The 12,697-nt window shown below is 66.0% G+C and carries 10 protein-coding genes; 9 read left to right on the top strand and 1 reads right to left on the bottom strand.

Annotated elements, in window-relative coordinates:
• Positions 1 to 198: 198 nt before the first annotated feature.
• Together EG850_RS04665 and EG850_RS04660 are read left to right on the top strand one after the other, a co-directional pair.
• Positions 199 to 2,367, top strand: a complete 2,169-nt coding sequence (locus EG850_RS04665; RefSeq protein ID WP_185714943.1) for a PTS sugar transporter subunit IIA — start codon at positions 199 to 201, stop codon at positions 2,365 to 2,367.
• On the top strand, positions 2,367 to 3,503 hold the full coding sequence (locus EG850_RS04660) for a mannitol-1-phosphate 5-dehydrogenase (protein WP_124970687.1): 1,137 nt from the start codon (positions 2,367 to 2,369) through the stop codon (positions 3,501 to 3,503). The genes EG850_RS04665 and EG850_RS04660 overlap by 1 nt, the downstream gene beginning before the upstream one ends.
• A gap of 110 nt (positions 3,504 to 3,613) precedes the next feature.
• Here the strand turns inward: EG850_RS04660 and coaA are convergent, their stop codons facing one another.
• Positions 3,614 to 4,570: a type I pantothenate kinase gene (gene coaA, locus EG850_RS04655; RefSeq protein ID WP_124970684.1), complete on the bottom strand. Its 957-nt coding sequence runs from the start codon at positions 4,568 to 4,570 to the stop codon at positions 3,614 to 3,616.
• Positions 4,571 to 4,653: 83 nt separating this feature from the next.
• Between coaA and glmS the strand changes: the two genes are divergently transcribed.
• The 7 genes from glmS (at position 4,654) to EG850_RS04620 (ending at position 12,687) form a co-directional block, all read left to right on the top strand.
• Positions 4,654 to 6,504, top strand: coding sequence for a glutamine--fructose-6-phosphate transaminase (isomerizing) (glmS, locus tag EG850_RS04650; protein WP_124970681.1), 1,851 nt, complete (start codon positions 4,654 to 4,656; stop codon positions 6,502 to 6,504).
• 25 nt (positions 6,505 to 6,529) lie between these two features.
• On the top strand, positions 6,530 to 6,880 hold the full coding sequence (gene acpS / locus EG850_RS04645; RefSeq protein WP_124970678.1) for a holo-ACP synthase: 351 nt from the start codon (positions 6,530 to 6,532) through the stop codon (positions 6,878 to 6,880).
• Between the two features lie 38 nt (positions 6,881 to 6,918).
• A complete protein-coding gene (locus tag EG850_RS04640; protein ID WP_124970675.1) occupies positions 6,919 to 8,808 on the top strand; it encodes an alanine racemase in 1,890 nt (629 codons plus the stop codon).
• Entirely contained in the window at positions 8,805 to 9,404 is a 600-nt protein-coding gene (gene tsaE, locus EG850_RS04635) for a tRNA (adenosine(37)-N6)-threonylcarbamoyltransferase complex ATPase subunit type 1 TsaE (RefSeq protein ID WP_124970672.1), read from the top strand. The genes EG850_RS04640 and tsaE overlap by 4 nt, the downstream gene beginning before the upstream one ends.
• A gap of 67 nt (positions 9,405 to 9,471) precedes the next feature.
• Positions 9,472 to 10,086, top strand: a complete 615-nt coding sequence (gene tsaB / locus EG850_RS04630) for a tRNA (adenosine(37)-N6)-threonylcarbamoyltransferase complex dimerization subunit type 1 TsaB (protein WP_124970669.1) — start codon at positions 9,472 to 9,474, stop codon at positions 10,084 to 10,086.
• Positions 10,086 to 11,660 (top strand): tRNA (adenosine(37)-N6)-threonylcarbamoyltransferase complex transferase subunit TsaD, encoded by a 1,575-nt coding sequence (tsaD, locus tag EG850_RS04625; protein ID WP_235829208.1) that lies wholly within the window; start codon positions 10,086 to 10,088, stop codon positions 11,658 to 11,660. The genes tsaB and tsaD overlap by 1 nt, the downstream gene beginning before the upstream one ends.
• A 73-nt stretch (positions 11,661 to 11,733) precedes the next feature.
• On the top strand, positions 11,734 to 12,687 hold the full coding sequence (locus EG850_RS04620; protein ID WP_124970666.1) for a hypothetical protein: 954 nt from the start codon (positions 11,734 to 11,736) through the stop codon (positions 12,685 to 12,687).
• The last annotated feature ends 10 nt before the right edge of the window (positions 12,688 to 12,697 follow it).

Here is a 12,697-nt window from a genome sequence, read left to right as displayed (position 1 = left end):
CCCCGCGAACTTCGGTTCGCGGGGCTTTTTCGTGCGCAAGAGCGCTATGCAACAAATGTTGTGCAGACGCGGTGGTTGTTGTAGACATCCACGGCACACGGGCGACGTTCATTGAGTTTTCACCTCATCTTCAGAATAGGATGGGGCCGCTCAGACGCCCCACTCTGGCGGCGTCGCCTCGTCGAAGGAAAGCACGCTATGACTGCAGCAACACCAACGGCATCCGAGCAGAAGGGCGGCGCCCGCGTCGCAATCCAAAAGTTCGGTACGTTCCTCAGTGGCATGATCATGCCCAACATCCCGGCACTCATTGCCTGGGGCATCATCACTGCGTTTTTCATCCCCGTCGGCTGGACCCCAAATGAGGGACTCGCCGAACTCGTCGGCCCGACCATCCACTACCTGTTGCCGCTGCTCATCGCGAATACCGGTGGCCGCATGGTCTATGACGCCCGCGGTGGTGTGGTGGCGACCGTCGCCACGATGGGTGTCATCGTGGGTAGCGACCACCTCATCAACCAGTTCAACGCGACGCTGCCGGAAGGCGCCGCCGAACTCGGCACGGTGCACATGTTCATCGGCGCGATGATCATGGGTCCGCTCGCGGCCTGGGTGATGAAGCAACTCGACAAGCTCTGGGACGGCAAGGTCAAGGCCGGCTTCGAGATGCTCGTGAATATGTTCTCGGCGGGTATTGCCGCGTTCGGCCTCGCGATCGCTGGGTTCTACCTGCTCGCTCCGGTCATCAACTGGATCATGGATGTGCTCGGCAACGCGGTCGAGTGGCTGATCAACAACCACCTGCTCCCGCTCGTGAGCCTCATCATTGAGCCGGCCAAGGTGTTCTTCCTCAACAACGCCATCAACCACGGTGTGCTCACCCCGCTCGGCACGCAGATGTCGTCGGTCGACGGCAAGTCGATCCTCTACCTGCTCGAAGCGAACCCGGGCCCCGGCCTCGGCGTGCTCCTCGCCTTCACCATCTTCGGTGTCGGCGTCGCCCGCGCGACCGCTCCGGGTGCCGCGATCATCCACTTCTTCGGTGGCATTCACGAGATCTACTTCCCGTACGTGCTCATGAAGCCGGCACTCCTGCTCGCCGTGATCCTCGGTGGTGCCACCGGCGTCACGACGAACATGCTCTTCGACTCTGGCCTTCGTGCGCCTGCAGCACCGGGCTCGATCATCGCGATCATCGCGCAGACCGCGCAAGACTCCTACCTTGGCGTGATCCTCTCGGTCGTGCTTTCGGCCACGGTGTCGTTCCTCGTCGCTGCCGTGATCATCCGTGCTTCGCGCAAGGCTGACCTCGCCGCCGCAGAGGCGGGCGATGACGCACTTGCCGCTGCGGTCGCGAAGACCGAAGAGAACAAGGGCAAGAAGTCGGATGCACTCGCTGGCCTCGCCGGTGCAGGTGCCGGTGCCGGGGTGGCCGCCGCCACCCTCACCAAGCCCGTGCAGAAGGTCATCTTCGCCTGCGATGCCGGGATGGGCTCAAGCGCCATGGGCGCGAGCGTCATGCGCAACAAGATGAAAGCTGCTGGACTCGGCGACATCACGGTGAACAACCTCGCGATCGCGAACCTTGACGACTCGGCCGACATCATCATCACGCAGAACGAACTCACCCCGCGCGCGAAGGGTCGCGTGCCCGGTGCGATGCACGTGTCGGTCGACAACTTCATGAACTCGCCACGCTATGACGAGGTCGTTGAGCTCGTGCGCGCACAGCGTGCCGGTGAATTGGATGAGGTTGCTCCCGAAGCCGAGGCAGCTCCCAACGCTGCTCCTGTAGCTGCTCCCGTCGCCACTGCCGGTGCGGCCGCTGGTGCGGGTGCGGTCGCGGCAACCGCTGCGGAACCTGCCGCTGAACCTGTGGCGGCAGCCGAAGCTCCGGCTACTGAAGCAGCAGTTACTGAAGCACAGACTGGCGAAGGCCAGGTGCTCACCCCTGACCGAGTCATCGCAAACGGCAAGGCTACGAACAAGGAGGACGCGATCCGCGAGGCGGGCGAAATGCTCGTCGCCGCAGGAGCCGTCACTCCCGACTACATCGACGCCATGTTCGACCGCGAGGCAACCGTGTCGACCTACATGGGCAACTACATCGCCATTCCGCACGGCACGAACGAAGCCAAGGCCTCGGTGCTCGACTCGGCCCTCGCGTTCATCCGCTACGAAAACCCGATCGACTGGGACGGCAACGAGGTGCGCTTCGTCGTCGGTATCGCCGGTAAGGATGGCGGCCACCTCGAGATTCTCTCGGCCATCGCGACTATCTTCGCGAACCAAGAGAACGTCGATCGCCTCATCGCCGCACCCGACGCGGCGGCGCTCTACGCCGAACTCGAAGGAGTGAACAAGTAATGACGAAAGTTGCGGTCCACTTTGGCGCCGGCAACATCGGTCGCGGCTTCGTTGGGCTCGTGCTCAACGAAGCCGGCTACGACCTCGTGTTCAGCGATGTCAACGCCGAACTCGTCGACGCGCTCAACGCCGTCGACACCTACGAGGTGCGCGAGGTGGGCGCACAGGCGCGCACCCACACCGTGCGCAACTTCCGTGCCGTGAACTCGGCAACCAATGAGGCGGATGCAGTAGCGGCAGTTGCCGGTGCTGATGTCGTCACCTGCGCTGTTGGCGCGGGGGTGCTCAAGTTCATTGCCCCGGTCATCCGCAAGGGGCTCGAGGCGCGGGCCGCTGACGCGCCGAAACTCATCGTGATGGCCTGCGAGAACGCGATTAACGGCACCGATACGCTGCGTGACTTCATCCTCGACGGGGCTCCCGAGCTTGCCGAGAAGGCGATCTTCGCGAATACCGCGGTCGACCGCATCATCCCGGCCGTGCACGCTGACGGCGTGGATGTGGTCGTCGAGGACTTCTACGAGTGGACCATCGAGCGCGGTCCGTTCGGCGATGAGGTGCCGGATATCCCCGGTGCCCACTTCGTCGATGACCTCGGGCCCTACATTGAGCGCAAGCTCTTCACCGTAAACACCGGCCATGCCACGGCCGCCTATTGGGGCTATGCGCTCGGTGAGCCGTCGATTGCGGCGGCGCTCGGCAACCCGAAGGTGCGTGAAGAGGTCACGGCTGCCCTCGGTGAGACGAGCGAGCTGCTCATTGCCGAGTACGGCTTCAACCGCGACGAGCACCAGGCGTATGTGAACCGCGCGATTGAGCGCTTCGAAAACCCGGAGCTGCCCGATACCCCCGAGCGCATCGGCCGCCAGCCGCAGCGCAAGCTCGGGCGGCACGAGCGCTTCATTCAGCCGGCGCACGATCTTGCGGCGCGCGGGCTCGAGCACGATGCGCTCTTGCGCGCGGTAGGTGCGGCGTTGCGCTACGACAATGTCGATGACCCGCAGGCGGTTGAGCTGCAGGAGTGGCTCGGCGAGCTCTCGGCGGCGGAACTGACGACCCGGGTGACCGGGCTCGTCGACGGCGATACGCTCCACGACGAGGTTGTTGCCGTGGTGGAGCAGGTGCAGCAGGGCTGACTCAGGGTGTGGTGGGGTGGTCTCGATCCGTCGCTTCGCTCCTACTCGACCAGCCAAATTTCTTGGTTGGTCGAGTAGCGGCGTAGCCGCGTATCGAGACCCCACCCCACCTAGATCTTCCGCAACAGCACCCGGTCCACCGTGTGGTCCGGCGCCTTGCGCAAGATCAACCGAGCGCGTGACTTCGTGCGCGCAATATTGTCTTCGAGGTTCGGCAGGTTGATCGACTGCCAAATCTCTCGCGCCGTGCGCAGCGCATCCGCTTCAGAAAGATCGGCATAGCGGCGGAAGTACGACGACGGATTCGAGAATGCGCCCTTCTGCAAGCGAAGGAAACGCTCCTCGTACCAGCGCGCAATATCGCCGGTGCGCGCATCTACATAGACCGAAAAGTCGAACATGTCGCTCACGGCGAGCGGATGCGCCGAGGTCGGCGGCTGCAACACGTTGAGCCCCTCAACAATGAGCACATCCGGCGCATTCACGACGATCTCAGCATCCGGCACGATGTCGTAGACCATGTGCGAGTAGAACGGCGCGCGCACTTCGGGCGCCCCCGATTTCACCTGTGTGACGAAGCGCAGGAGCGAGCGACGGTCGTACGACTCGGGGAAACCCTTGCGGTGCATGATGCCGCGACGCTCAAGCTCGGCATTCGGGTAGAGAAACCCATCGGTGGTGATGAGTTCGACCCGGGGCGTGTCTTCCCAGCGGCGCAAGAGTTCCCGCAGGAGGCGCGCCACGGTCGACTTACCAACGGCCACTGAGCCCGCGACACCAATCACGAACGGGGTTGGTGTCGAGCGCTCGCCCAAGAAAGAACTCGTCGCTCGGTGTAACTCGCGCGCGTTCGCGATCTGCAGATTCAGCAATCGCGAGAGCGGCACATACACCTCGCGCACCTCATCAATATCGATCGGATCGCCCAAACCACGCAGGCGCACGACATCGGTTTCATCGAGGGTGAGCGGCGTCGTTGGCGCCAGTGCGGCCCAATCGCGACGCTCAATTTCAACGAACGGAGTCGACCACTGGGGTGCAGTGTCGCGACGGCCGTTGTGATTCATGAACTCGAGCCTAATCGCCAGATGAGGGCTATTTCACGCGCGTCTCATCTTTGCGAGGTGATGCCGGGTGCAGAATGTTTCCCATGTGTGGAATCGTTGGATACGTCGGAGATCGCCCCAGTCAGCAGATCCTCCTCAATGGCCTGCGGCGACTTGAATACCGCGGCTACGACTCGGCGGGTATCGCCGTGATCGACGCTGAAGGTGCCTTGCACGAGCGCAAGCGCGCTGGCAAGCTGCAAACTCTCGTCGACGACCTCGCCGCTCACCCCATGGCCGATGGCACGACCGGTATCGGTCACACCCGCTGGGCCACCCACGGCGCCCCGACCGATGCGAATGCCCACCCGCATCTCGCCGATAACGGCCGCCTCGCGCTCATTCACAACGGCATCATTGAAAACTTCACCGAGCTCAAGGATGAACTCCTCGCCGAGGGCGTCGAGTTTCGCTCCGAGACCGACTCGGAAGTGGCCGCGCACCTCATCGCGCGTGAGTACCGTCGCGTCGGCGACCTCGAGGCGGCATTCCGCGCCGTCGTTGGCCGCCTTGACGGTGCCTTCACGCTGCTGGCAATTCACGCCGACCAGCCCGGTGTCATCGTCGGTGCCCGCCTCAACTCACCGCTTGTGATCGGCCTTGGCGAAGGCGAGAACTTCCTCGGTTCTGACGTCGCTGCATTCGTCGAGCACACCCACAGCGCGATTGCGGTCGGCCAGGCGCAGATGGTGGTCGTGCGCGCCGATTCCATTGAAATCACCACCTTCGACGGCGAGCCGGCCGAGGGCGAGCCCTTCGAAGTGACCTGGGATGCTGCTGCCGCCGAGAAGGGTGGCTGGCCATCGTTCATGGCGAAGGAAATCTCTGAAGACCCCGAAGCCATCGAGAACACCATCCGTGGTCGCTTCCACGAGGGCCGCGTCACCCTGCCCGACCTCGATGCGCTCGGCGAGGGCTACTTCCGCGAGATTGACCGCATCATCATCGTCGCCTGTGGCACCGCCTACTACTCGGGCCAGACCGCGGCGTACATGCTCGAAAAGTGGAGCCGCATCCCGGTGCAGGTCGAACTCGCGCACGAGTTCCGCTACCGCGACCCGGTCGTCGACGAGCGCTGCCTCATCGTCTCGCTTTCGCAATCGGGCGAAACGATGGACACCCTCATGGCTGTGCGCTTCGCGCGCGAGCGCGGCGCGAAGACGCTGTCGATCTGCAACACGCAGGGGGCGACCATCCCGCGCGAATCCGATGCGGTGGTTTACACCCACGCCGGCCCTGAGGTTGCCGTTGCCTCGACAAAGGCATTCGTCGCCCAGATCGCCGCGATCTACCTGCTCGCACTCCACGCCGCGCAGGCCCGCCAGACGCTCACCGACGCCGAGGTGGCCCACATCCTCGCCGAGTTCGAAACCATTCCCGACAAGGTGCGCGAGGTGCTGCAGCACCACGACCGCATCCGCGAACTCGCGAACTGGATGGCCGACACTCGCTCAGTGCTCTACCTCGGCCGCAACACGGGCTTCCCGATCGCGCTCGAAGGCGCGCTCAAGCTCAAGGAGATCGCGTACATCCACGCCGAGGGCTTTGCTGCCGGCGAGCTCAAACACGGCCCGATCGCGCTCATCGAACCCGGCCAGCCGGTGTTCGTGCTCGTGCCGAGCCCGCGCTACGACGACACCCTGCACCCGAAGATCGTCTCGAACATCCAGGAGATTCGCGCCCGCGGTGCCCGCGTACTCGCGGTTGCCGAGGTGAGCGACGCTGCGGTGCTGCCGATTGCCGACGAGGTGTTCACGGTGCCGCCGACCGACCCGGCCTTCGAGCCGCTCCTTCACGTCGTGCCGCTGCAGATCTTCGCGCTCGAGCTGTCGACCGCGAAGGGTCTCGACGTTGACCAGCCGCGTAACCTCGCGAAGTCGGTCACGGTCGAGTAGCCACTCGGCACGATAGCCTTTGTCGATGATCTTCGGCATCGGAGTCGACACCGTCGAAATTGAGCGGGTCGAGCGGGCAATCCGCTCGGCCCGCTTTGCCGAGCGCGTGTTTTCGGCCGCCGAACTTGAGTTGCCGCTCTCGTCAATTGCGGCGCGCTTCGCGGCGCGCGAGGCCGCGATCAAAGCGCTGCGCGGTCTGCACGGCCTCGAACTCATCGACTTCGAAGTGACGCGCGAACCGCTCGGACCCCCGCACTTCGTCGAGTCGCCGCGGCTGCGGGCGATGCTCGATAGCATCGGGGTGGATGCGCTCCACCTCACGCTCTCGCACGACCGCACCCGCGCCACCGCGTTTGTCGTCGCCGAGCGGCGCTGACGCATCCTGCCCTGCCATCACCGTCTCGAGGAGCCCGCATGATCCCGACCATCGACGTTGATCTCGAGGCCATTGAGCACAATTACCGCGCCTTTTCCGACGCGGTCGGCGTCGCGGTGATGCCCATCGTCAAGGCCTCGGGTTATGGCCACGGTGCGTTGCCGGTCGCGCGCACGGTCGCCGCGGCCGGGGCCAAGTGGATCGGTGTGGCGGATGCGTCGGAGGGCATTGCGCTGCGGGCGGCCGGTCTCGATACCCGCATCCTCACCTGGTTGCACTCGGCGGGGGAGACCTGGGAGTCGGTGATTGCCGGGCAACTCGACATCGCGGTGTCGTCGATGGAGCAACTCGCGGTCGTGGCGGCGGCCGCCGAAGACCGTCGACGCGGTAGCCACGCGGCCACGGTCGATGTGCACATCAAGCTCGATACCGGCCTCGGCCGCAATGGCGCCCCGATCGAGGAATGGCGCACGCTCTTTGCCCACGCCCGCGATCTTGAGCGCGGTGGCCGCATCCATATCGCCGGCATGATGAGCCATATTTCTGGCACCTCCGCTGACGACGACCTCGCTCAGGTGGCGCAATTTGATCGGGCGCGGGAGATTGCGGCCGAGGTGGGCTTGCATCCGCAGCTGCTCCACCTAGCTGCGACCGGCGCGGCGTTGAAGTATCCGCAGGCACGCTATGACCTGGTGCGGCTCGGCATTTCGCTCTATGGGCTCGCGCCTGACACTGACGGCACCGCGGATGCGCTTGGCTTGCGGCCGGCGCTGCGCCTGCGCGCACCGATTCGCCGGCTCGCGGGCCGCTGGGCTGTGGGTGTCGGGCAGGGCGATGGTCTGCCTCCGCTACGCGGCGAGCTGCCGCCGCTCATCGATGATTCCGGGGAACAGTGGCGCATCGATGAGGTGACACCGGTGCACCTCTTTGTGTCGCCACTCGGGGAAGCGCCTGATGTCGAAGATGCGGCGTTCGCGCCGGATGCCTCGGTGCCGTCGCCGCGCCAGCTCACCGTGATTGCCCGACCGGGTGAGGGCGGTGCGACCGCTGACGATTGGGCCGCGGCCACGCAGACGATCAACTACGAGGTGACGACGCGGCTCACCGGCCGGATCGCCCGCGAGTACACACCCGCGTTGCCCTCCGACGACGCGCGCCGAGTTGCCTGGCCGCCGATCGAGGATCCAGGACGGGCAGTCACCGCTCCCCAGCGGCAGGCGGTGATCGACCTTGAACTCCTCGCGCGACGCCTGCAACGGCTCGCGCGCCGGGCCGCGACCGTGGGTGCGAACCGCCGTGATCTCGCCTATGCCGTCGATGTGTCTTCGGATGCGTACGGCCACGGCCTCGCCGAAGTGTTGCCGTTCATCCGCGATACCGGCTTGCCGATTGTGGTGCGTACGCGGAACGACCTTGAGGCGCTGCGATTGCGCGGCGTTGACGGGGTGCTCGCACCTGACGCCCCAACCTCGACGCGAGCGGTGTACGGGCTCGACCCGGCTGACCCGCTACCGTCGACGCTCTCGCTGCGCTCTGAGCTCATTGGCATCAAGCGAGTGCAGGCCGGGCAGCACGTGAGCTACGGCTACCAGTGGGAAGCGAAGGAGCCGACGACGCTCGGCTTGCTGCCGATTGGCTACGCGGATGCATTGCCACGCGCGGCATTCGGCCACGCGCGGGTGACGATCGGCGGCTGGCAGGTGCCGGTGGTCGGTCGCATCGCGATGGATCAGGTCGTGCTCGACCTTGGCGACTTTGAGTGCTGGCCGGGGATGCGCGTGCAGGTCTGGGGCAATGAGGGTAATGATGTGAAGCTGTCGGAGTGGGCCTCGTGGACCGGCTGGGCACCGGAGTCGCTCTGCGCGAACCTCGGGGAGCGCGTCGAGCGCATCTACACGGGACGCAAGACCTCGGGGTTCCGGCTATGAGCGGGGACGGGGCCGGCGCGGAGGTTGCGCGCGCGGTGGTGCCGAGCGCCGACGAGATGTCTGCGCTTGGAGCGCGACTCGCGGCGGTGCTCGGCGCGGGAGATGTGCTCGTGCTCACGGGGCCGCTCGGTGCCGGCAAGACGACGCTCGTGCGCGGACTCGGTGAGGCGCTCGGCGTGCGCGGCACGGTCGCAAGCCCGACGTTCGTGATTGCGCGCACGCATCCATCGCTTGGTAATGGGCCAGCGCTCATTCACGTGGATGCGTACCGGCTCGCCTCGGCGCTCGAACTCGACGACCTTGATCTTGACCTGGATGCGTCGGTGTCGGTGATCGAGTGGGGGAGCGAGGTCGTCGACGCGATCACCGATTCTTGGCTGGAGCTCGTGATTGAGCGGCCGACTGGTGAGGGTCTCGATACGCTTCGCTACTCGACCACCCAGGATGGGGACAACTTGGTTGGTCGAGTAGCGCCGCAGGCGCGTATCGAGACCCCCGCCACCGACCTCGACGAACCCCGCACCGTCACCCTCCGAGCCTTCGGCCCACGCTGGGCCGACTTTGACGCATCCACGGTACTCGTGCCGCGCGCCTGACCCACGCCGCCAACGCTTCTGGCGGACGCGCGCTGACCGCATCCGGCGACCGGAATAGGATGGGGGCATGTTGCTCGCCATCGACACTTCCGCCGGTACTGATGTTGCGGTGGTCACCGAGGCGGGTCGCCTGCGCGGCCACTACCGTCTCGACGACGCCCGCCGTCACGCCGAAGCCGTCGGCATCGGCATCTCTCGCGTGCTCGACGAAGCCGGCATCCGGCCGCAGCACGTGACCGGCGTCATCTGCGGCATGGGCCCCGGCCCATTCACTGGCCTGCGCGTCGGCGTCGCCGCCGCACGCACGTTCGCGTTCGTGCACGGCGTACCGCTGCATCCGGTGCCGAGTCACGACGCCATCGCGCACGAGTGGCGCCATGATCACCCCGACCACCGCGGCCCCATCCTGGTCACGACCGATGCCCGCCGACGCGAGTTCGCTGCTTCCCGCTACGAGCAGGGCGAGGTGACTTCGAGCGAGGGATTCACCCTCCTCACCCCGGCCGAAGCCGAAGCGGTCACGATCACCCGAGCCGACGCCTCGCAGGTGTCAGCCTGGCACCTCGCCCTCGCGTGGCTCGATCGACGCCAAGGCGGACTCCCCGAAGCGGCCGACGAGATTCTCTATCTGCGCGCCCCCGATGCGAAGCCGGGCGCCGTACCGAAGCGAGTGACCGGCTAATGCCCACGATGTATTCCACCGCAATCCGCCCGGCGACTCTCGCCGACCTCGACGAGATTGTGGCGATTGACCACGCTTCGTTCCCGCATGATTCGTGGAGCGAACAGGCGGTGCGCGCCGAACTTGAAAGCGAACACACCGGATATTGGGTCGTCGAGCGTGCCGGGCGCGTCATCGGGGCCCTCGGCATCCTGGCAGCGCAAGGCGCGGGCGAAGCCGATGTGCAGACGGTCGCGGTCTACCCCGAGTTTCGCCGGGGTGGCTGGGCGACGAGGATGCTCCGCGAGGGCGCAGCGTGGGCGCGCAGCCGCGGCGCCAAACACCTCTTTCTTGAAGTGCGCGAGAACGGCGAGGCCGCCCGCGCGCTCTACCTCGACCTCGGCTTCGACGAGATCGGCCGTCGCGAGAACTACTACCGGGGTGAGGGCGTCGCGGCGATCGTGATGCGCGCCGATATCGCGCAGACGCTCGAAATCATCGATGAGCGACTCGCGGCGCGCGCGCCCGACGAACCGCTCGTGCTCGGCATCGAGACGAGCTGCGACGAAACCGGCGTCGGTATCGTGCGCGGGCGAACCCTGCTGGCGAATGCGGTCGCATCCTCGATGGATGAGCAGGCCAAGTACGGCGGCGTCGTCCCCGAGGTCGCCGCTCGCGCCCACGCGGATGCGATAGTGCCGGTGCTGCGGGAGGCCCTTGATACTGCTGGGGTCACGCTTGACGACCTCGATGCCATCGCGGTCACGGCGGGCCCGGGGCTCGCGGGGGCACTCATGGTGGGCGTTGGCGCGGCGAAGTCGCTCTCGGTGGCGACTGGGCTGCCGCTCTATGGCGTCAATCACCTCGTCGGTCACGTTGCCGCTGACCTCTTGCGCGAAGACGGCGAACCGATTGAGTTTCCGGCTGTGGCGCTGCTTGTGTCGGGCGGGCACACCTCGCTCATCCGGGTCGATTCACTCACCGGCGATTCCGAAATGCTTGGCGAAACCATCGACGATGCGGCCGGCGAGGCCTTCGACAAGATCGCCCGCGTGCTCGGCCTGCCCTACCCGGGCGGTCCGCAGATCGACAAGGCGGCGGTCGGTGGCGATGCGGGCGCGTTCCGCTTTCCGCGCGGGCTTACGCATCCGAAGGATCTTGGCAAGCATCGCTACGATTTCTCATTCTCTGGATTGAAAACTTCGGTCGCTCGCACCGTCGAAAAGTTCGAGGATGCGGGGGAGCAGGTGCCCGTTTCGGACATCGCGGCAAGCTTCCGCGAGGCAGTTGCCGATGTGCTGCTCACGAAGGCACTCGCGGCTTGTGCCGACCTCGGAATCCCGCGGCTGTTGCTCGCCGGTGGTGTGGCCGCGAACACGCGGGTGCGGGAGCTTGCGGCGCAACGCTGTGCCGAAGTTGGCGTCTCACTGCACGTGCCACCGCTGGCCCTGTGCACCGACAACGGTGCGATGATCGCGGCGCTCGGGGTCGAGCTCGTGGCAGCTGGAAAATCACCCTCGCCGCTCGCGTTCCCGGCCGATTCGACGCTACCGATGACGACGGCATTCACTACGGCAGCCTCAGACGTCGGCTGAGATCGGGCTGAGCGAGCGCAGAGGGCTGGGCCAATAGGATGTGGCACAACACCCAGGAGGGAGCGCCGTCACGATGAGCGAGCAGAACCGCGGACCGCAGTCGCCGGGCGACGACACGAATGCCGATTCGGTCGAAGACCTGAAGCCAGCCGAGTCGGCCGCGATCGAGCGCCGCGATGGCGAGGCGCCTGCGTCGTCGGCGTCCGATGTGGTTGAGGCTGACGGTCTCGAAGCAGGCGTGCTTGACGGCACTGACGAGACCATCGACGCGAGCATCGACGCGAGCACCGACGAAACCATCGACACGAGCTACGCGGACGAAGCGGCCGTGCCGGCTGCCGGTGGCACCTTTGGGATTGAGCACGATGCATCCGGCTTTGGTGCGCACCAGACGCCGGCACCGGCCAATTGGGGTGCGCAGTCGGCCGAGGCGCAGGGTCTGGATGCGCAGGGTGTGGATGCGCAGGGTAGCGATGCGCACTCACCCGCCGCTGAACCCGCGATTCCGGCCGCCTGGCCGCAACCGCAACCGGTGTCGACGCCCGAGTCGACGACAGTTCGCGAGCTGGTGCGCGAGGGAAACCGACAGGTGCCCGCTGGCGGCGGCACGTTCGGGGTCACCGTGGATGAATCTGGCTATGAGGCCGCGGCAGGTCGCCCGGTGGCGGGTCCAGCTGCTGATGCCGGGTTCGGTGTGCCCGCGGCGCCGCGCGCGAACAGCTTTGACGGGCTCGGTCAGGGCGCTGCCGGGCGAGAGTTCTCGGCGCCACAGTTTGGTACCGGCGCCGCCGAGCAGGCTTCACCGATGCCGCTCGTGGCGCTTGTGCTTGCGGTGCTCGCGTTGCTCATTCTTTGTTTGCCCGGATGGGCGTGGATCGTTGGCGGGGTCGTTGGCGCTATTGCGATTGCACTTGGCCTCGCCGGGATGCGCGGGGCGCGGAAGTCGCTCGCGCGGCTCGCGGTTGCTGGTGGCGTGATTGCGGTGCTCATCGCGATCGCGACCGCGGTGGTGGTGTTCTTCATCTAACGGACTTTTT

The organism is Gulosibacter macacae (assembly GCF_003865375.1).
GTDB lineage: Bacteria > Actinomycetota > Actinomycetes > Actinomycetales > Microbacteriaceae > Gulosibacter > Gulosibacter macacae.
Note: the sequence above shows the minus strand (reverse complement) of the source record. Positions and strands in the feature narration are given on the sequence as shown.

Bases quoted from the DNA above. Each gene is read 5' to 3' on its own strand.
- acpS (WP_124970678.1), top strand. From the start codon at position 6,530: ATGATCTTCGGCATCGGAGTCGACACCGTCGAAATTGAGCGGGTCGAG.
- EG850_RS04640 (WP_124970675.1), top strand. From the start codon at position 6,919: ATGATCCCGACCATCGACGTTGATCTCGAGGCCATTGAGCACAATTAC.
- EG850_RS04665 (WP_185714943.1), top strand. From the start codon at position 199: ATGACTGCAGCAACACCAACGGCATCCGAGCAGAAGGGCGGCGCCCGC.
- EG850_RS04660 (WP_124970687.1), top strand. From the start codon at position 2,367: ATGACGAAAGTTGCGGTCCACTTTGGCGCCGGCAACATCGGTCGCGGC.
- glmS (WP_124970681.1), top strand. From the start codon at position 4,654: ATGTGTGGAATCGTTGGATACGTCGGAGATCGCCCCAGTCAGCAGATC.
- tsaB (WP_124970669.1), top strand. From the start codon at position 9,472: ATGTTGCTCGCCATCGACACTTCCGCCGGTACTGATGTTGCGGTGGTC.
- EG850_RS04620 (WP_124970666.1), top strand. From the start codon at position 11,734: ATGAGCGAGCAGAACCGCGGACCGCAGTCGCCGGGCGACGACACGAAT.
- tsaD (WP_235829208.1), top strand. From the start codon at position 10,086: ATGCCCACGATGTATTCCACCGCAATCCGCCCGGCGACTCTCGCCGAC.
- coaA (WP_124970684.1), bottom strand. From the start codon at position 4,570: ATGAATCACAACGGCCGTCGCGACACTGCACCCCAGTGGTCGACTCCG.
- tsaE (WP_124970672.1), top strand. From the start codon at position 8,805: ATGAGCGGGGACGGGGCCGGCGCGGAGGTTGCGCGCGCGGTGGTGCCG.